Source organism: Paludibacterium purpuratum (assembly GCF_004363805.1).
GTDB lineage: Bacteria > Pseudomonadota > Gammaproteobacteria > Burkholderiales > Chromobacteriaceae > Paludibacterium > Paludibacterium purpuratum.
Genome location: NZ_SNZP01000014.1, coordinates 34,760 through 52,750, shown reverse-complemented (window position 1 = coordinate 52,750; position 17,991 = coordinate 34,760). Strand labels below are relative to the sequence as shown.

At 62.8% G+C, this 17,991-nt stretch carries 15 protein-coding genes; 8 read left to right on the top strand and 7 right to left on the bottom strand.

What is annotated here, in order from left to right; genetic code table 11:
* Positions 1-63: 63 nt before the first annotated feature.
* The 4 genes from agaF (at position 64) to mmsB (ending at position 4,276) form a co-directional block, all read left to right on the top strand.
* Positions 64-498, top strand: a complete 435-nt coding sequence (gene agaF / locus DFP86_RS15825) for a PTS galactosamine/N-acetylgalactosamine transporter subunit IIA (RefSeq protein WP_133683025.1) — start codon at positions 64-66, stop codon at positions 496-498.
* Positions 488-1,645 (top strand): N-acetylglucosamine-6-phosphate deacetylase, encoded by a 1,158-nt coding sequence (gene nagA, locus DFP86_RS15820; protein WP_133683023.1) that lies wholly within the window; start codon positions 488-490, stop codon positions 1,643-1,645. Before agaF ends, nagA begins: the two co-directional genes overlap by 11 nt.
* A 214-nt stretch (positions 1,646-1,859) precedes the next feature.
* The gene (locus DFP86_RS15815; protein WP_133683021.1) at positions 1,860-3,380 is read left to right on the top strand and encodes a CoA-acylating methylmalonate-semialdehyde dehydrogenase; all 1,521 of its coding nucleotides are present in this window, start codon (positions 1,860-1,862) and stop codon (positions 3,378-3,380) included.
* A gap of 11 nt (positions 3,381-3,391) precedes the next feature.
* A complete protein-coding gene (gene mmsB / locus DFP86_RS15810) occupies positions 3,392-4,276 on the top strand; it encodes a 3-hydroxyisobutyrate dehydrogenase (RefSeq protein ID WP_133683019.1) in 885 nt (294 codons plus the stop codon).
* Between the two features lie 107 nt (positions 4,277-4,383).
* Here mmsB and DFP86_RS15805 read toward each other — a convergent pair whose 3' ends face one another.
* The 4 genes from DFP86_RS15805 to DFP86_RS15790 form a co-directional block, all read right to left on the bottom strand.
* The gene (locus tag DFP86_RS15805) at positions 4,384-5,325 is read right to left on the bottom strand and encodes an Rpn family recombination-promoting nuclease/putative transposase (protein ID WP_133683156.1); all 942 of its coding nucleotides are present in this window, start codon (positions 5,323-5,325) and stop codon (positions 4,384-4,386) included.
* A gap of 65 nt (positions 5,326-5,390) precedes the next feature.
* A complete protein-coding gene (locus DFP86_RS15800) occupies positions 5,391-6,404 on the bottom strand; it encodes a 2Fe-2S iron-sulfur cluster-binding protein (protein ID WP_133683017.1) in 1,014 nt (337 codons plus the stop codon).
* Between the two features lie 46 nt (positions 6,405-6,450).
* Positions 6,451-8,100 carry a hydroxylamine reductase gene (gene hcp, locus DFP86_RS15795; protein ID WP_133683015.1) on the bottom strand — a complete coding sequence of 550 codons (1,650 nt, stop codon included), beginning with the start codon at positions 8,098-8,100 and terminating at the stop codon, positions 6,451-6,453.
* Positions 8,101-8,225: 125 nt separating this feature from the next.
* Positions 8,226-9,443, bottom strand: a complete 1,218-nt coding sequence (locus tag DFP86_RS15790; RefSeq protein ID WP_166642305.1) for an MFS transporter — start codon at positions 9,441-9,443, stop codon at positions 8,226-8,228.
* Between the two features lie 86 nt (positions 9,444-9,529).
* Between DFP86_RS15790 and DFP86_RS15785 the strand changes: the two genes are divergently transcribed.
* Both DFP86_RS15785 and DFP86_RS15780 read left to right on the top strand, forming a co-directional pair.
* A complete protein-coding gene (locus tag DFP86_RS15785) occupies positions 9,530-9,937 on the top strand; it encodes an OsmC family protein (protein WP_133683010.1) in 408 nt (135 codons plus the stop codon).
* Entirely contained in the window at positions 9,934-10,797 is an 864-nt protein-coding gene (locus tag DFP86_RS15780) for a pirin family protein (protein WP_133683008.1), read from the top strand. Before DFP86_RS15785 ends, DFP86_RS15780 begins: the two co-directional genes overlap by 4 nt.
* Here DFP86_RS15780 and DFP86_RS15775 read toward each other — a convergent pair.
* Complete coding sequence (locus DFP86_RS15775; RefSeq protein ID WP_133683006.1) at positions 10,757-11,608, bottom strand: arylamine N-acetyltransferase family protein; 852 nt, start codon at positions 11,606-11,608, stop codon at positions 10,757-10,759. The two genes, DFP86_RS15780 and DFP86_RS15775, sit on opposite strands and share 41 nt — an antisense overlap.
* Positions 11,609-11,857: 249 nt before the next feature.
* Here DFP86_RS15775 and DFP86_RS15770 point away from each other — a divergent pair, with 249 nt between their 5' ends.
* A complete protein-coding gene (locus DFP86_RS15770) occupies positions 11,858-12,616 on the top strand; it encodes an SDR family NAD(P)-dependent oxidoreductase (RefSeq protein ID WP_133683004.1) in 759 nt (252 codons plus the stop codon).
* 47 nt (positions 12,617-12,663) lie between these two features.
* Here DFP86_RS15770 and DFP86_RS15765 read toward each other — a convergent pair whose 3' ends face one another.
* Entirely contained in the window at positions 12,664-15,273 is a 2,610-nt protein-coding gene (locus DFP86_RS15765; RefSeq protein WP_133683002.1) for a M16 family metallopeptidase, read from the bottom strand.
* A 133-nt stretch (positions 15,274-15,406) separates the two neighbouring features.
* Here DFP86_RS15765 and DFP86_RS15760 point away from each other — a divergent pair, with 133 nt between their 5' ends.
* On the top strand, positions 15,407-16,732 hold the full coding sequence (locus DFP86_RS15760; protein ID WP_166642303.1) for an HD-GYP domain-containing protein: 1,326 nt from the start codon (positions 15,407-15,409) through the stop codon (positions 16,730-16,732).
* On the opposite strand, the gene DFP86_RS15755 is transcribed toward DFP86_RS15760, so the two are convergent.
* The gene (locus DFP86_RS15755; protein WP_133682998.1) at positions 16,729-17,952 is read right to left on the bottom strand and encodes an ArsB/NhaD family transporter; all 1,224 of its coding nucleotides are present in this window, start codon (positions 17,950-17,952) and stop codon (positions 16,729-16,731) included. The two genes, DFP86_RS15760 and DFP86_RS15755, sit on opposite strands and share 4 nt — an antisense overlap.
* Positions 17,953-17,991 lie beyond the last annotated feature (39 nt).

Genomic DNA, 17,991 nt, shown 5'->3' with positions numbered 1-17,991 from the left:
CCGCCGGCCGCCTTGTGCGGCCACGTACAATCGTATGGCGGCACAGACCGCCCGGAGCGTGAAATGATTTCTCTGATCCTGTCCGGCCACGGCCATATCGCCAGCGGCCTGAACGAAGCCATCACCCAGGTCTTCGGCGCCCAGCCCGAGCTGTTCGTCGTCGACTTTCCCGAAGGCATCGGCACCGAGCAATTGGAGCGCGATCTACGCGCGGCACTCGCGCGCTGCGCCAATCCACAGGTACTGATCGTGACCGATCTTCTGGGCGGCTCGCCGTTTCGAACCGCGGCGCGCCTGGTGCAGGAACGGCCCGGCATCGAAGTGGTAGCCGGGATGAATTTGGCGCTGTTCGCCGATATGCTGTTCGAACGCGACGACTGTGCCAGCGCCGCCGAATGCCGCCAGCGCGCGGTGGAGACCGGCCGCGCCGGCATCACCAGTCTGGCGGAACAACTGGCGAAAAAGCGCCAGCACAGCGAGATGGCCGATGGACTGTAACCCTTTGCGACTACGCGCCGCGCGGGTATTGACCGCTCAGGGCTGGCTCGACAATGGCGTGGTGCGTATTGCGGCTGACGGCCGGATCGCTGCGGTCGGTACCGATGCCGGACACGATCTCGACCTCGGGTCGTGGCGGCTCTTGCCGGCGCTGGTCGACAGTCATGTGCACGGTGCGCTGGGCGCCGACGTCATGGACGCCGACCATGCGGCGCTCGACACCATGTCGCATCACTTCGCTCGCCATGGCGTCGGCGCTTTCGCCGCCACCACGGTCACGGCCCCGGTCGAACGAATCGAGGCGGCACTGATCCAGGTACGCGAAAGTCGGGCGCGCGGTTTGTCCGGCGCCGAACTGGTCGGCAGCTACCTGGAAGGGCCTTACTTCACCGCCAAATGTTGCGGCGCGCATCCGGTGCCATTGATGCGATCGATTGCCCTCGACGAAATCGCGCGCTGGCATGCGCTCGCCGACGGTAGCCTCAATACCGTCGCACTGGCCGCCGAACTGCCAGGCGCTGCGTCCGCCATTGGCTGGCTGCGCGCCCGGGGCGTTCGCGTGCTGATCGGCCACTCCGACGCCAGCTACGACCAGACCCGTGCGGCGTTGCAGTCCGGCGCCGGCGGCATCGTGCACTGCTACAACGGTATGCGCGGCCTGCACCACCGCGACCCAGGCGTGGTCGGCGCCGGCTTGGTCAGCCACGACGCCATGGTCGAACTCATCGCCGATGGCCACCATGTCCACCCCGCCGCCATCGACATCGCCTGGCGCGCCGTCGGCCCAGAACGGCTAGTGTTGATCACCGATGCCATGCGCGCCACCGGCATGCCGGACGGCGATTACCGTCTGGGTGAATTGACCGTACATATGCAAGACGGCGTAGTACGCGCCGACGACGGCGGGCTGGCCGGCAGCACGCTGCACCTGATCGACGCGGTCGGCAACCTACAGCGCTGGCTCGGCCTGCCGCTGGCAGAGGCCTGGCGGCTGGCCAGCCGCAATGGCGCCAGAGCACTCGGCCGCCACGACCTGGGCGATATCGCCCCGGGCAAGACCGCCAGCCTGACGGCGATCGACGACGACGGCATCGTCCAGGCCACCTGGGTAGGCGGCCGCCAGGTGTTCGCTCGCCAAACCGCCTGAAATCCTCACTCCCGTAGCATGTGCGCCAACCTGTCCCAAGTGCCAGGTCGACAGGTGCATTCGCGTAGTGTGCACTCGTCGGCGTGCAATGCACTATTGCAGTCTCCCTGTCCTAAGCTTGTAGCGTGCGTTCGCGCAGCAACGCACGGCATTCGCTCGAACCACCCAGGGCTGGGACAAGCCCGCACAACCACACAACGAGAGAGAGACCATCATGAACGCCTATCCGCTGAAGCCCGGACCGGCCATCGTCAAACTGTTGATCAACGGCGAGTTCGTCGACTCGCAAAGCCGCGACTGGCGCGAGGTGATCAACCCCGCAACCCAAGAAGTCCTGGCACGCGTCCCCTTCGCCACCGCCGCCGAGGTCGAAGCCGCCATCGCCGCCGCCCAGGCGGCCTTCGCAGGCTGGAAGAACACCCCGCTCTCCGCGCGTATGCGCATCATGCTCAAATTCCAGGAACTGATCCGCGCCAATCTGCCGCGCATTGCCAAGACCCTGACCGCCGAACAGGGCAAGACGCTGGCCGATGCCGAGGGCGACATTTTCCGCGGGTTGGAAGTGGTCGAGCACGCTTGCTCGATCGGTACGCTGCAATTGGGCGAATTCGCCGAGAACGTCGCCGGCGGCGTCGATACTTACACGCTGCGCCAGCCGATCGGCGTGTGCGCCGGCATCACGCCGTTCAACTTTCCGGCGATGATTCCGCTGTGGATGTTCCCGATGGCCATCGTCTGCGGCAATACCTTCGTACTCAAACCGTCTGAGCAAGACCCGTTGTCGACCATGCAATTGGTCGAATTGGCGCTGGAAGCCGGCATCCCCAATGGGGTGCTCAATGTGGTGCACGGCGGCAAGGAAGTGGTCGACATGTTGTGTACGCACGAGCGTATCAAGGCAGTGTCGTTTGTCGGCTCGACGGCTGTCGGCACCCACGTTCACCGGCTGGCCAGCGAACATGGTAAGCGCGTACAGGCCATGATGGGCGCCAAGAACCATGCGGTGGTGTTGCCGGATGCCAATCGAGAGCAGACGGTCAATGCACTGGTGGGCGCCGGCTTCGGCGCAGCCGGGCAGCGTTGCATGGCCACATCGGTCGCGGTGCTGGTCGGTGCCGCATCGGCCTGGCTGCCGGATATCGTCGAGCGCGCCCGGACGCTTAAGGTCAACGCCGGCTGCGAGCCGGGCACCGACATCGGCCCGGTCATCTCGCGCGCCGCGCAGGCGCGCATTCTCGGTCTGATCGAATCGGGCGTGCGCGAAGGGGCCAAGCTGGTACTCGACGGTCGCGGCATCCTTGTACCCGGTTACCCGCAGGGCAATTTCATCGCGCCAACCTTGTTCGCCGATGTCAGCACCGAGATGGAGATCTACCGGCAGGAAATCTTCGGCCCGGTGCTCTTGGTCCTGACCGTCGACACACTGGACGAGGCCATCGCGCTGGTAAACCGCAACCCGTTCGGCAATGGCGTCGGGCTGTTCACACAAAGCGGCGCGGCGGCGCGCAAGTTCCAGTCGGAAATCGACGTCGGTCAGGTCGGTATCAATGTACCGATCCCGGTACCGCTGCCCTTCTTCAGTTTTACCGGTTCGCGCGGCTCGAAGCTGGGCGATCTCGGCCCTTACGGCAAACAGGTCGTGCAGTTCTACACCCAAACCAAGACCGTCACTGCGCGCTGGTTCGACGACGAAACCGCGGAAGGCGGCGTCAACACCACCATTCGCCTGCGCTGAGGAGTATCGACATGAATATCGCTTTTATCGGTTTGGGCAATATGGGCGGGCCCATGGCGCACAACCTACTCAAAGCCGGCCATGCACTGCGGGTGTTCGATCTGAATCCGGGCGCCATGCAAGCGTTGGCGGCAGCCGGGGCGCAAGCCGTCGTATCGCCGCGCGCCGCAGTGGAGGGCGCCGAATGTGTGTTCACCATGCTGCCGGCAGCGGCCCATGTGCGTAGCGTGTTGACGAGCGAAGAGGGTGTACTGGCGGGCATCGGCCCGGACGTGCCGCTCGTCGATTGCAGCACCGTCGATCCGGCGAGTGCCCTGGCCTGCGCCGAACTGGCCGGGCGCCAAGGCAATCCGTTCGCCGACGCGCCGGTTTCCGGCGGCACCGGCGGCGCGGCGGCCGGTAGTCTGACCTTCATGGTCGGCGCCACACCGGCCTTGTTCGAACGCATCGGCCCGCTGCTTACCTGCATGGGAAAAAACATCGTGCACTGCGGCGATGTCGGCATGGGCCAGGTCGCCAAAATCTGCAACAACCTGGTATTGGGGGTCTCGATGGCGGCAGTGGCCGAGGCCATGTCGCTTGGCACCGCGCTCGGCATCGATGCCACGATCCTGGCAGGCATCATCAATACCTCCAGCGGGCGCTGTTGGAGTTCGGACACCTACAATCCTTACCCTGGCATCGTCGAAGGCGCACCGGCGGGGCGCGGCTACAGCGGCGGTTTCGGCGTCGATCTGATGCTCAAGGATCTAGGACTCGCCACCTGCGCCGCCAAATCGGCGCATCAACCGGCCTTCATGGGCGCACAGGCGGAACAGCTCTACCAAGCCTTGAGCCAGCGCGGCGACGGGCGGTTGGATTTTTCGGCCATCATCAAACTCTACCGGCCTAGCTGAGTTGTAGGACGCGTTCGCGACGCAACGCGCCAATCGGGCATGGTGCGTTGCCTGCGGCGAACGCCCACGATGTGTTTGGCGGAAGGAGACCTACTTCGTGGGGAGGATCAGTGATACAGCCGGTCAAGCTCCGATTCGGTCAAACCGGTGCATTGCATGACGATGGCGCGGTCGATGCCGTTGGCCAGCATGGCGCGTGCGACTTCCTGCAGGCTCTCTTTTCGGCCTTCCTGACGACCTTCTTGTCGGCCTTCTTGCCGGCCTTCTTGCCGACCTTCTTGCCGACCTTCTTGCCGGGCAGCATCACGTAGTTTGTCTGCAATGGTCATCACGGTCTCCTCATACTGCGGCGCAATGTGCGCCAATTCATGCAACAGGGTTTTCGGCTCCGCCGTTTCGCCGGCCTGCAGCATGTAATTCAACAGCGACTCAAGCTGTGCTTGGCTGCATGAGCCAAGCTTCAGTAGGTAGCTTAGCTTGTCGATCAGTTCCATCATATCACGCTGGCGGATGTGCTTTTGCACCAGCTCCAGCAGCGCGACGCGCTTATGCCGCAGGATTTCCTCGTCCGGTATCACCGTGACGTCAACCAGCGGGAAGGGCCGGTTATAGAGCCTGACCGCCAGTTCCGGCTGGATAAACAAATCGAACCAGTGGGTGCTGTGCGGATAAGGGCTTTGGCAGCCGTGGTAGAACAGCAAAGGCACCACCAGCGGCAGAGTATCGTGCCCTTTGTGCAGATGGCTTTGCATGGCGGCAAGGCAATAGCGCATCAAGCGAAAGGCCATCAGCTTATCGGGGGTCGACTGGTGCTCGATCAAGCAGTAGACGTAGCCCGGCGCACCCCGTGTCTTAACCGAGTAGAGGATGTCCGAGTAATAAGCCGTGAGATCGGGGTCGATGAAGCTGCCGTGTTCCAGGCTAAGTGTCGATAGGTCGCACACATCATGCAACGCCGGCGGCAGGTGGATGTCGAGGAAATCACGCGCCGTATCCGGGTCGGATAGGAATTGCTTGAACACGGCGTCGTGCGGGGTGGCGGTAGGCATGGCGCGATGATAACGATCCATGCCTGACAGGGCACGTCAGCGCGGTCGAGCGACACACAAACGCCCTACCCCTGCGACACCACCAAGTCGCCTTCCACGCTACAGCAGCAAGCCAGCACCCAACCCTCGGCCAACTCCTGCGCCGACAGCGCGGTTTGCGCCCCCATCCGGTAGTCGCCCGACAACACCTTGAGCTTGCAACTGCCGCAGTCGCCGCTGCGGCAGGCGGCGATCATCGGCACGCCCTGTGCCTCCAGCGCTGCCAACAGATTGCCGCCTTGCACCGCCTCGGCGCGATCGCCCCACGGTTCGAGCACGATCCGGTGGCGTGGCGCGTCGACAGGCACGGCCTCGACGGCCGGCGTGTTCTTGGGCAGGAAGGTTTCGCTATGGATGCGCTCCGATGGCACGCCCAGTTGACTCGCCAGCAAACTGGCGCTTTGCATATAGGACTCGGGGCCACAGCTCATCACCGTGCGGGCGGCGATATCCGGCACCAGGCCAGCCAACAGTGTCGCACTCAACTGGGTATGTTCGCGGCCGTGCTCGCGAATCAACCGGTGCAGCGTCAGTTGTCGCGGATACTGGCGCACCAGCGCACGCCATTCGTCGGCAAAGATCACATCCTGTTCGCGCCGGACGTGGTACAGCACCGTCAGATGAACCTCGGGCCGATGCGACAGCAGCCAGCGCGTCATCGACATCACCGGCGTGATGCCGCAACCGGCGGCGAGAAACAGATAGGCGTCGCCGGGGGCGTGTCCAGGCGTGAAGCGACCTTGTGCCGGCGACAACCGCAGCGTATCGCCAGGTTGTACTTGGCCCGTGAGCCAGTTGGAACCGATGCCCTGCTCGATGCGGCGCACCGTCAAGCTCAAGCCCGTACTCAGCCCCGGTGTCGATGACAACGTATATGCGCGCACCTGGCGGTCATGGTCGACGCCAACCAGGGCATATTGCCCGGGCAGGTAATCGTAATGGCCGCCCGGTTCGAGTTCCAGCGTCCAGACATCGGGGGTCTCGCGCCGCACGGCACGCACGGTGGCCTCCCGCGGGCAAAGGGATAGAACGTCCTGCACAGCTTTTCTCCGGAAATGCCCCGGCGGACGCCGGGGCCGTATGACGTCAGGCCGGCAACATGGCGGCCATATCTTCTTCCACCGTGCCGATTTCGCGCATACCGAAGCGTTCCGCCAGCACGCCCATCAGCGTGTCGTTAAGGAACGCCGGCGCCGTCGGGCCGGTGTAGATGTTGCGCACGCCAAGCGAAAGCAGGGTCAGCAGGATCACGATGGCCTTCTGCTCGAACCAGGACAACACCAGCGTCAGCGGCAGATCGTTGACGCCGCAGCCGAGTTTTTCGGCCAGGGTCACGGCCAGCATCACCGCCGAGTAGGCGTCGTTGCACTGACCGACATCCAACAGCCGCGGCAGGCCGTTGATGGTACCGAAATCATGCTTGTTGAAACGGTATTTGCCACAGGCCAGCGTCATCACGACACAGTCTTGCGGCACCTGGCGCGCGAAGTCGGCATAGTAGCTGCGCTCCTGCCGGCTGCCGTCGCAACCGCCCACCAGGAACACATGGCGCAGCTGCTTGGCGGCTACCATGTCGATCACGGTATCGGCTGCGGACAACAGCGTCTGACGACCGAAACCCACCGTGATCTGGTGCGGTTCGGCGGTCTCGGCGAAGCCCGGCATCGCCAGCGCCTGCTCGATCACCGGCGCAAAGCTTTCGCCTTCCAAGTGCTTGACGCCCGGCCAGCCGACAATGCTGCGGGTATAGATGCGATCGCTGTAGCGGCCGACGTTCGGGTCGATGATGCAATTGGAGGTCATGACGATCGGGCCGGGGAAAGCGGCGAACTCGCGTTGCTGGTTCTGCCAGGCACTACCGTAGTTGCCGGCCAAGTGCTTGAAGCGCTTGAGCTCCGGGTAACCGTGCGCCGGCAGCATTTCACCGTTGGTGTAGACGTTGATGCCGGTTCCCTCGGTCTGCTCCAGAAGCGCGCGCAGATCCTTCAGGTCGTGGCCGGAAATCAGAATCGCCTTGCCGGCCACCGGGTTGACGTTGACCTGGGTCGGCGCCGGATGACCGAACATCGCCGTCTCGCCGTCGTCCAGCATGGCCATGATGCGGAAATTGAGCTGGCCGATGTCGAGCGACAGCGCCAGCAGCGCTTCGATGTCATCCGAGGGATCGGCCAGTGCCACCATCTTTTCGTGGAAACCTTGCGCCAAACCGGCATCCTGACGATCCAGCACGCGGGCGTGCTCCATATAAGCCGCCGCGCCCTTCAAGCCATACAACCCCAACAGGCGCAAGCCGTGCACCTCTTCGCTGACGTCGAATACATCGCGGTCCAGCGCCCAATCGGCCGCCTGTGCGGCGAGCCCGGCCAAGTCGTCGGCCGGCTGAATGCCGGCTTGCGGCAGCGCCACATCCGCGGCGCGATCGATCTCACGGCAGCGGGCGGCCAAGCCATCGCGTAACGACGCGGCTTCGCGCGTGTACTCGACGATACGGCGGGTATCGAAGTTGACGTTGGTCAGCGTGGCGAACAGCGTGCGCGGCACGAAGGCATCGACCGCCGCATCGACGATGTTCAACTCGCGTGCCTTGAGCGCCCAGGCCGACAAGCCCTGCAACACGGCCACCAGCAAGTCCTGCTGGTCCGAGGTCTCTGCGCTTTTACCGCACATGCCCTGGGTGAAACTACAGCCCTTGCCGCCCGGGGCACGCATGGTTTGCTCGCATTGAATACAGAACATGACTCACTCCATTAGTTGGGATCGGAATGGGCGACAGTCTAGCGGCGTGATGCCACGAAAGGAGCATGCTACATACCTCTTTTTGAATAACTTGATTCGGGTCAAGCCGATGGCGGGTCAAAACCTCAGAGGAGCCCCAGCGGGTGGGGAATCGGGCGTGCCGCGCCGAAGAGACGTGCAGCAGCCAGCATGGCGCCGGCCAAAATCGCGGCGGTGACAAAGTAGCCCGCGGGGCCGAGCCAACCCATGACCATCGAACTGAGCACCGGCCCAAGCGTACCGCCCAGTGCGTACATGGTCAGCAAGGTGGCATTGGCCTCGACGCGGCGATGCGGCGGCATGGCGTCGTTCACGATGCCGCTCAAGGTGCCGTAGAAAGTGAAGGCGATACAAACGAACAACATCGACAACGGCAGCAGTAGCCAAGTGAACAGCACTTGACTCAGGATCAGCGACAACACCAGCACCGCCAGTGCCGAACGCGACAGCAGCTCGGCACGGTTGCCGCGGTCGGCCCATTTGCCCATCGGCCATTGCAGCACCGGCGCCGCCAGTAGCGTCAGCCCCATGAAGTCGCCGATATGCGTATTGGCGTAATGCAACTGGCTCAACATCACCGGCATCATGGCGTAGTAGGCGCTATTGAAGCAGCCGGCGACCAACGCGCCGGCCCAGCCAAGCGGCGCGCGCCGATTGAGTTGCCGCAACGTGCGCAGCGCCTGGCGCCACAGGTTGCCAGGCGGCGCATCCGCGACCGGCAAAGGCTGCTGCCGCGTCAGCGTGACCGGAATAATCGCCAGGGTGAACAGCATGGCAACAATGATAAACGGCCAACCGGGCTGGTCGAACGGTAGCCGCAACAGCCACTGTCCGGCACCGGCGCCCAAGTAGCTGAGAATCATGTAAAGCGAAAACAATTGGCCGCGCTGCTCGTTGTTGACACAGGCATTCAGCCAGCTCTCCACCACCATGAAGACGCCGCAGATCGCCAAACCATTGGTGAAGCGGCTGAGCAGCCACAGCAGCGAACCGTGCAACAACGATTGCGCCAGCGCCACCAGGCAGACCAGTGCGGCGAGCACGGCGAAGGCGCGGTGATGGCCGTACTGGCGCACGATACCGCTGAAGGCGAAGCCGCCGAGAAAGAACCCGCCGTAGTAAGCCGACTGGATCACCCCGGCCATGGCCACCGGTACGCCATCGGCCAACAGGCTGAGCGAGGTCTGGGTACTGGCCAACGAATTGCCGACCATTAACAGCGCATAGGCCAGCAACAGGCTAGCCACGGCATGAAGCAAAGCAAGCCAGCGCCGTTGCGGTGCATCTTGTGCCTCATCCGTCATCGCCATCGCTCCCTGGGAATCTTCTTTCAATATGGCTGACTTTATGAATAAATGTATTTGTCCTAACCATGGGAGAGGGGAACGGCATGAGCATTGTGATCCAACGCGATTTATCCGCGCCGATGCGCCACACGGTGCAGATCGGACAGCATCGCTTGGTGGTGGATATGAGCCAACAAGAAGGCGGCAGCGACAGCGGCCCCAACCCGCACGATCTATACGATGCGGCGCTGGGTGCCTGCAAAGCGCTCACCATGCTGTGGTATGCACAGCGCAAAGGCATCCAGCTCGGCGATATCCGCGTTGACGTGACGCGCGACGACAGCCAGGAAAGCCAGGGCACCTATCGTTTGCAGGCAGAGATTACGCTCGACGAAACGCTGGATGAGGCGACGCGGCAAAAGCTGCTGGCCATCGCCGACCGTTGTCCTATCCATAAACTGATGACCCAAGTCACCACGGTCATCGAAACCCTGGACGGGGGACACTCATGACCGAGACGATATTGCTATCGTCGACCGAGAAAGATCTGGGCGGCGGCTTCATCGTGCGGCGCAGCTTGCCGGCGGCGGCACGCCGCTCGGTGGGCCCGTTCGTGTTTTTCGACCACATGGGCCCGGTGAGAGAAACGCCCGGTAACGCGCACGATGTGCGGCCGCATCCGCATATCGGACTGGCCACCGTCACTTACCTGTTCGCGGGCGCGATGATGCATCGCGACAGTCTGGGTTCGGTGCAGCGTATCGAACCGGGCGCCATCAACTGGATGACCGCCGGGCGCGGCATTGTGCACTCGGAACGCAAGCCGGCGGATCTACTGGACCAAAGCTACGACCTGCACGGCCTGCAACTGTGGTGCGCGCTGCCGCAAGACGCCGAGGAATGCGAGCCGGCCTTCGTCCACACCCCGGCCGAGGACCTGCCGCAGCTCGACGTAGACGGCGCGATCGTGCGCGTGTTGATCGGCGAGGCTTACGGTGTGCGCTCGCCAGTGGCGACCTTCAGCGAGACACTCTACCTGGATCTTCAGCTAGCCCCCGGACAGCGCCTACCGCTGCCGGAGCATGTCGCCGAACGCGCGGTGTATGTGGTCGACGGCGAGGTCGAGATCGGTGGAGCCAGCGTCTCGAGGCATACCATGGCCTGCCTGGCGCAAGGCGCCGCCGAGCTCAACGCACCGGCCGGCGCCCGGGTTGTGCTGATCGGCGGCGCGCCGCTGGATGGCCCGCGCGCGATGTGGTGGAACTTCATCTCCAGCCGGCGCGAACGAATCGAACAAGCGAAAGCGGACTGGCAGGCCCAACGCATGGGCGTCATCGACGGCGAGAAGGAGTGGATCCCGTTGCCGACGTAACGGCATCTCCGGCTGCGCAGCCACGCGCAAACAGCAGTGCCGCTTGCTCGCCGGACAGATCGATGCCGAAATGTTTCTTCAGGCACTGGCGTAAAGTGACGGCGTCGCCGATCGGCTGCTCCAGCCGGTCGGCTCCCAATGTAATGATCAGTCTCGCACCGCTCAGGCTGATACGACCGTCCGGGCGGGCCAGCGAGCAGATCGGACGGCGCGTGAAGTGCGATGCCGGCGAATGCTGGTGGAAGCGGTTCATGGGCTCGAAGTCCGTGATGTCATGCACGTCCGGCGAGAACCGGTACAGCGGTCGCCAGTCATCCACCTGCTTGCACTGCAGTAGCGACAACTGCCCTTGCGTGCTTGCCAGCCGGTAGCTGGCACCCGGCTGATGGCTGCATGCCCCCGGCAAGAGCGGCAAGGGCAGTAGAAACGAATCGCCGAATCCGACATCGGCCAGATAGTCGCCGCCGTCGAAACGCACCCGCAGCAGCAGATGGTCGAACGGCGGTCCGTAAACCGTGCCGTCGAATACCTGCGCAGCCAACAGGCTGACGTCAAAACCCAGGCTGGCCAACAACCTTGCAAAAGCGTGGTTGACCTCATAGCAGAAACCACCGCGCCGCTGGCGCACCAACTTGTCCACCAGCGCGGCCTCGTTAAGCTGCACGGGCTGATCGAGAAAAAGGCTTAAATTCTCGAATGGCACGGTACGCAGATGTTGCAAATGGAGTTGTGCCAGCCCCTCGGGCGAGATCTCGACCGCCTGGCGAATGCCGATGCGCGCCAGATACGCCTGTCTTGTCTGCTGGTCCATGCTATTCCCCTCTATCGCGCCATATGAGAATCATGCAACCGGCTCGCCGCTATGACAATGCGCTTATCTGTTGTCGGAGCGGTCTATGCGGCATAGCACGCATCTCCGTCATACTATTGTGCGCAATTCATGGAAAGTCTATCCAGATTATCCAGCTTTATCCGACAAGTCGCGCGACCTAAACTGCCTGTCAGACGCGGACGAGATCGTTCGTATTTTGCAGCGAAGCCCCCTCCGAAGGAGAATCTCATGAGCAACAAGATCGCATTAGTGACTGGCGGCAGCCGCGGCCTGGGCAAAAGTATGGCACTGCACCTGGCGGCGCACGGTATCGACGTCATCCTGACTTATCGCAGCCAGCAGGAAGAGGCGCAGTCGGTGGTACGCGAAATTTCCGCCCAAGGCCGGCGCGCGGTGGCGCTGCCGCTGGATGTCGCCGACAGCGTCGGTTTCGCCGACTTCGCCCGCGCGGTACAAACCACACTCAAGGCGCACTGGCAGCGCGATACTTTGGACTTCCTGGTCAACAATGCCGGCATCGGCATCCACGCCGCTTTCGCCGACACCACCGAGGCGCAGTTCGACCAACTGGTCAACATTCATTTCAAGGGCGTGTTCTTCCTGACCCAGGCGTTGCTGCCGCTGATCGAGAATGGCGGTCGCATCGTCAACCTGTCTTCCGGTTTGGCGCGTTTCGCCCTGCCGGGCTACGCCGCCTATGCGGCGATGAAGGGGGCGGTGGAAGTGCTGACCCGTTATCTGGCCAAGGAACTCGGCCCGCGCGGTATCGCCGTCAACGTGGTGGCGCCTGGCGCGATCGAGACCGACTTCGGCGGCGGCATGGTGCGCGACAATCCACAGCTCAACGCCTTTGTCGCCAGTCAAACCGCGCTTGGACGCGCAGGGCTGCCGGACGATATCGGCGGCGCGGTGGCCGCGTTGCTGACCGAGGACTGCCGCTGGATCAACGGCCAGCGCATCGAAGTATCGGGCGGGATGATGTTGTAGGGTAAACCGGCACGCGGCAAACCGACAGCGGTTTGCCGCGCGGCCGATTAGGCGAAATCGCCGGTGAGACGGCGATGCTTGCTCGCCGGATTCAGATAACGCCGTAGCGCCGCGTTGACCTCGTCGAGCGTCAGCGCGGCTAGCCTGTCGTAATGCCGCAGATCGTCATCGATCTGGGCGCCGATCGCCAGTATGCCGGCAGGATCGCTGTCGCCATCCATGGGAACATACCGATTTCTCCAGGCCTGATACCACCTCCGGTTAGCGAAATAGCGTTTGACATCCCCCAGTTCCTGCTCGTCGAAGCCGTCGCGGCGTGCGCACGCCAACTCTTCGTCAAAACCTTGTTCGACACGCGTGCGATTCTGCGGGGCGAAAGTCACCTGGAAAGACCAAATTGAAAAAGGCGCCCCGTACGCAGGCAAGTAGAAGTCGGAGGCCATCGAATAACTGAGCCCCATTTGCTCCCGGATGCGCACAAACAGGCGCAAGCCCAACAAGCGGCTGGCCATTTTGAGCGCGGGGTAGTCCGCATGACTGAATGGCGGAACGGCAAGGAAAGTGGCCATACGCGCATTCTTTTTTCCGGGGGTGCACACCTCTTCGCGCTGGGCTGTGGGCTGCGGCACATCCAGGATCAGCGGCCGGAAGGGCTGCGCGGCAGGCCAATCGCCAAAGCCGTCCTGGAGCGATTGTCGCAACAAGCCCTGGTCGATGTCGCCTACGACGCCCAGTGTCGTGCGGCAAGCACTCAGCGTGCCTTGCAACATCTGTTGCAACCTATAAGGATCCGCCGCCCGGATGGCGGTCTGCCAGTCGCCGGCACTGGGGTGATAGAGCGAATGACCAGCCGGGTAAGGCGCGGCGGAAGTCAGATGTCCGTAACGATCCAGGTCGTTATCCAGGCCGGTGAGCAGATGCTGGCATTCGTCGGCCGATAACTTGACACTACGTCCCAACGCACGACATAGCACGGCGATATCATGCTCGAGCACCCCGGGTGTCCACGCTTCCATCGCGATATCGAGCTGCATGAAGGCCACGTCGGCGACCACACCCCCTTCGAACTCCGGGGCACTGAGCCGCACGAGTTGTCGTAGCAAATACGGCAGCAAATATTGCTGACCCGATTGGGCATCGCTCAAAGTAAACCGACAAAACGCCTTGGCACTGCCGTACCCCGGACGGGCAAACCAGGCAACTTGCGCGCCGTTATCAAGCGTGTGGCGTAGTGCACCCGCCTCGAGCTCGTCAAACACGATACCCGCGGCCGGCGCGACGCCTTGCGCCAAGCCCTGAGGAGCCGCCAACAAGGCATCGAGGTCGATCGCCGGCGCCGGCTGCCACGCAACCGGTGCTTGGTCGACCGGCACAAGCATGCCGAGCGTCCGATTGGCCGGCTGCAGCAAGATATCGGCCGCGGTCTGTACCTCGGCCAGCGAGAGCGCGAGAAGGCGCCGCCCATGCCAAACGGCTAAACGCCAGTCTCCGCACTGCACACCGAGAATAATGTCCTCATGGCCTTCTTCCGCGGCATGATCGCTTCGCGACAGCCCTTGGCGCACGGCATCCAGCTCCGCCTGGCTCAGACGTTCTCCAGCCTCGAACAGCGCGAGCATCGCGGCGCGGGCCTTCGGTAGCTCGGCATGGGAATGTAGCGTCAGCTTACACTCCAGGATATTGAAATCGGCCGCCGGCAAAATGCCGATGGCGTTCGAGTCCATGACGACGATCGACTGCAGCGCGTCCCGGCGCATGGTCAGGCGGGCCTGGAAAATCTTGGCGAGCAACCAAAGCGCCGCCGTATCCGGATGCGCGAACGCCGGACCGCGATAGCCCAGCAGCAAGACGGGCGCCTCACCGACGCGACGCAGGGTCACTTCTCGCTCGCCTTGCTGCTGCGGCTCGACGGTGACCGGCGCCGGCAATGGTCGAGCGGGGCATTGGATCGGCGAAAAATGAGCGACGATCCCCTCTAGCAACACGCTGGGGTCGATCTGGCCACTGACGATCAGGCTGGCGTTATCCGGCCGGTAATGCCGCCGGTAGAAAGCGGCGAGCAGCTCGGCGTCGCTGTGCGCCACGTCGCTGGGCGCGCCGATGATGGCGTTGCCGTAGTTGTGCCATTTGAACATGGCGGCCAGGCACTCGTCGCGCAATGCTTTGTCGTCTTCGTCTTCGTTGATCTCGTACTCGTTGCGCACGACGACTTTCTCGAGATCGAGCCGATGCTGCGCCAAAAAGCTTTGTTGGTTCATCATGCCGGCCAGCCAGCCCATAAACCAGGCCAGATTGTCCGCCAGCGTGCCGTCGCTGACGAAAACGGCGTTGTACAGGGTGTAATCGAAATATGTTTCCGCGTTATAGCTCAGCGCGCGTTGCTTGAGTTTCTGCAAAGCACTGCAGGTGTCGCAATCCGCTTGCTTGAACACCATGTGCTCCAACACATGCGCCATGCCGGTTTCGCCATAGTTTTCGTGCTTGGAACCGACCTGGTACACCAGATCGATCTGGACCGGCGCCGGTGTGGTGGCATCGACGCCAAGCAGGATTTGCAGACCGTTGTCCAGCCGGTATTCATTGAAGCCGGACAACGTCCGCACGTATTGGATGCCTGGGGGTAACTTATTTATCGAAGAGATTGCCATTTTACTCATCACCTCTCGTTAAAAGAGAGATCATGCTAAATTTACAATCAGCCATCGAAAAGCATGCGCGGCAAGCAAAGTGTTGGCAGATAACTATAATATGGCTATGTCATCTTTTACGTCTTGCGCCCGAGAGGATGCGATGGCCGTCGTCCATACCGATGCCCATTCCCACGCCGTGCTCAACGTTCGCCTGTTCGACATGGTCGCGGCCTTGTCCACAACGCTCGATCTGCTCGACCCGCGGCTGGGCTCGCACCAAAAACGCACTTGCCTGATCGCCGCCCAGATCGGTCTGGCCATGCAGCTGTCGATGGACGATTACCGCAGTCTGTTCATCGCCTCGATCTTTCACGATATCGGCGCGCTGGCGCTGCACGACAGGTTGCGTCTCTTGGCGTTCGAGGAGATCGAACCGCACCGGCACGCGCAGATGGGCGCCCACCTGCTGGGACAATTCGAAGCCTTCCGACCATATGCATCGCTGGTGGCATACCATCATGTCCCGTGGGAAGACGGGGCCGGACAGCGGTTCGAACAACGCCCGGTGCCGATGTTGAGCCATCTGATCCACTTGGCCGACCGCATCGAAGTATTGGCGCAGGGGCGGGACAATATCCTGGCGGACATGGAGGAGATCCGGCTGTGCATCGCCGAAAAAGCCGGCGCGGTATTCCACCCCGATCATGTGGCGGCTTTCCTGGCGGTGTCGCGCGCCGAGCGCTTCTGGTTGGATCTGTTTTCCGTCAATCTCGATCAAATTCTCAAGGCGCTGGCGCCGTTCGAGGACATCGAACTGGATCTGCCGAAGCTGATGTTGTTTGCGCGCTTCTTTGCGTTGATCATCGACTCGCGTAGCCATTTCACCGCCACGCACTCCGCCGGTGTGGCGATCTGCGCCGAAACCATCGCCCGCCACATGGGCATGAGCGCGGCCGAGGCGGCCAAGATGCGTATCGCCGGTTATTTGCACGATACCGGCAAGTTGGCCATCCCCAACGAGTACATCAACCGCGGGGGCCCACTGGCGCGGGAAGAGATGGCGCGCATGCGCTCGCACAGCTACATCACGCACGACATCCTCAGCAAAATCAACGGACTGAGCGATATTGCCGAATGGGCATCGCACCATCATGAACGTCTCGACGGCAGCGGCTATCCGTTCCACAAGTCCGCGGACAAGCTCAGCCTGGGTGCGCGCATCATGGCGGTAGCGGATATCTACACCGCGCTGATCGAGGATCGTCCCTACCGACAGGGACTACCCGAAATCCAGGTGTTCGCGCACCTGGAGGATCTGGTGGCCGCCAAGCAACTGGAGCCGGCCGTGGTCGCCACGCTCAAGCGCCATCACGATGACATCGGCAGACTTTGCCGCGAGGTGCAGCAGCGCGAAGGGGAGGAATTAAGCGCGTTTTGGCGCTTGGCGGACGACATGACCGAGGGGCGCGGCCAAGGCAACGCTTAACTCAGCCACCAGGCGCCACACAGAATGGTCAGCACCGTCAGCGGCGCACCGACCAGGAAATAGCGCCAGAAGCCGATGTCCACACCGCGCGCCCGCGCCCGGTGCGCGACGATCAGGTTGGCCACCGAACCGACCAGGGTGAAGTTGCCGGCCAGCGTCGACGCCATGGCGACCGTCAACCAAGCCTGCTGCGCATTGGCAAGCGGCTCGATGAAGGGCTTGAGCACCAGCACGGCCGGCACATTGCTGACGATGTTAGACAGCACGGCGGTGACGATGGAGAGCAGCGGCACGTGCCCCAGCGGCCAATGCCCGGCCTGGGCCAGCAACGCCGGGCTCATTACGGTTTTTTCCAGCCCGGCGACCACCACGAACAAGCCGCCGAACAACATCAGCAGCGGACCATCGACCTCCCGATACACCTTGTGCGCTTTCACCCGCCGCGTCAGTAGCAGCAACGAACCGATCAACATGGCGACACCGGCGGCCGGTGCGCCGGCGAACAGGCTGACCACCAACACCAGCGTCGCCAGCAGCGATTTGACCACCAGCACGCCATGAAATCGCACCGGCTGCGCCTCGACGGGCGCAAAGCCCCCGCTGGCGAACTCGCGGCGAAAGGCCAGGCCGATCACCAACACGCATAGCGCCAATCCCATCAGCGCCACCGGCGCCAGTCGGGCGAAGAACAGCGGATAGGGAATATGCGATAGGCTGCCGACGATGATGTTCTGCGGGTTGCCGGTCAATGTGGCCACGCTGCCGATGTTCGATCCCATCGCCACCGCCAAAAGGTACGGCACCGGATTGCGGCCGAGCAGCAAGACCATGTCCAACACCAGCGGCGTCAACACCAAGCAGACCATATCGTTGACCAGGAAGGCCGACAGGACGCCGGAAACCAGGGTCACGGCGATCAATAGCGCCAACGGATGCCGGGCCCGCTCCACCGCCCAACGGTTCACCAGGGCGAAAAAGCCCGATAAGCGCAGATTGGCCACCAGGATCATCATGCCCAGCAGCAGCAACAGGGTCTCGAAGTCGATGGCGCGCCAGGCTTCGGCCAACGACATGACACCGAAGGCGACCATCAGGCTGGCCCCCAGCACGGCCGCGCCGGCCCGGTCGAGCTGTAGCTTGGGCAAGCGGCCGATGGCCACCACCAGATAGGTGAACAGGAAAATCAGGATGGCGGCGACATCGGTCGGATTGTGCGGCATAGGGGGAATCGCTATCGGGCGCTTTGCATGAAATGCCTA

Coding starts and splice junctions, on each gene's coding strand:
- DFP86_RS15765 (WP_133683002.1), bottom strand. CDS start 15,273: ATGAGTAAAATGGCAATCTCTTCGATAAATAAGTTACCCCCAGGCATC.
- DFP86_RS15785 (WP_133683010.1), top strand. CDS start 9,530: ATGAGCATTGTGATCCAACGCGATTTATCCGCGCCGATGCGCCACACG.
- hcp (WP_133683015.1), bottom strand. CDS start 8,100: ATGTTCTGTATTCAATGCGAGCAAACCATGCGTGCCCCGGGCGGCAAG.
- DFP86_RS15780 (WP_133683008.1), top strand. CDS start 9,934: ATGACCGAGACGATATTGCTATCGTCGACCGAGAAAGATCTGGGCGGC.
- DFP86_RS15755 (WP_133682998.1), bottom strand. CDS start 17,952: ATGCCGCACAATCCGACCGATGTCGCCGCCATCCTGATTTTCCTGTTC.
- DFP86_RS15770 (WP_133683004.1), top strand. CDS start 11,858: ATGAGCAACAAGATCGCATTAGTGACTGGCGGCAGCCGCGGCCTGGGC.
- nagA (WP_133683023.1), top strand. CDS start 488: ATGGACTGTAACCCTTTGCGACTACGCGCCGCGCGGGTATTGACCGCT.
- DFP86_RS15790 (WP_166642305.1), bottom strand. CDS start 9,443: ATGACGGATGAGGCACAAGATGCACCGCAACGGCGCTGGCTTGCTTTG.
- DFP86_RS15815 (WP_133683021.1), top strand. CDS start 1,860: ATGAACGCCTATCCGCTGAAGCCCGGACCGGCCATCGTCAAACTGTTG.
- DFP86_RS15775 (WP_133683006.1), bottom strand. CDS start 11,608: ATGGACCAGCAGACAAGACAGGCGTATCTGGCGCGCATCGGCATTCGC.
- DFP86_RS15760 (WP_166642303.1), top strand. CDS start 15,407: ATGGCCGTCGTCCATACCGATGCCCATTCCCACGCCGTGCTCAACGTT.
- mmsB (WP_133683019.1), top strand. CDS start 3,392: ATGAATATCGCTTTTATCGGTTTGGGCAATATGGGCGGGCCCATGGCG.
- DFP86_RS15805 (WP_133683156.1), bottom strand. CDS start 5,325: ATGCCTACCGCCACCCCGCACGACGCCGTGTTCAAGCAATTCCTATCC.
- agaF (WP_133683025.1), top strand. CDS start 64: ATGATTTCTCTGATCCTGTCCGGCCACGGCCATATCGCCAGCGGCCTG.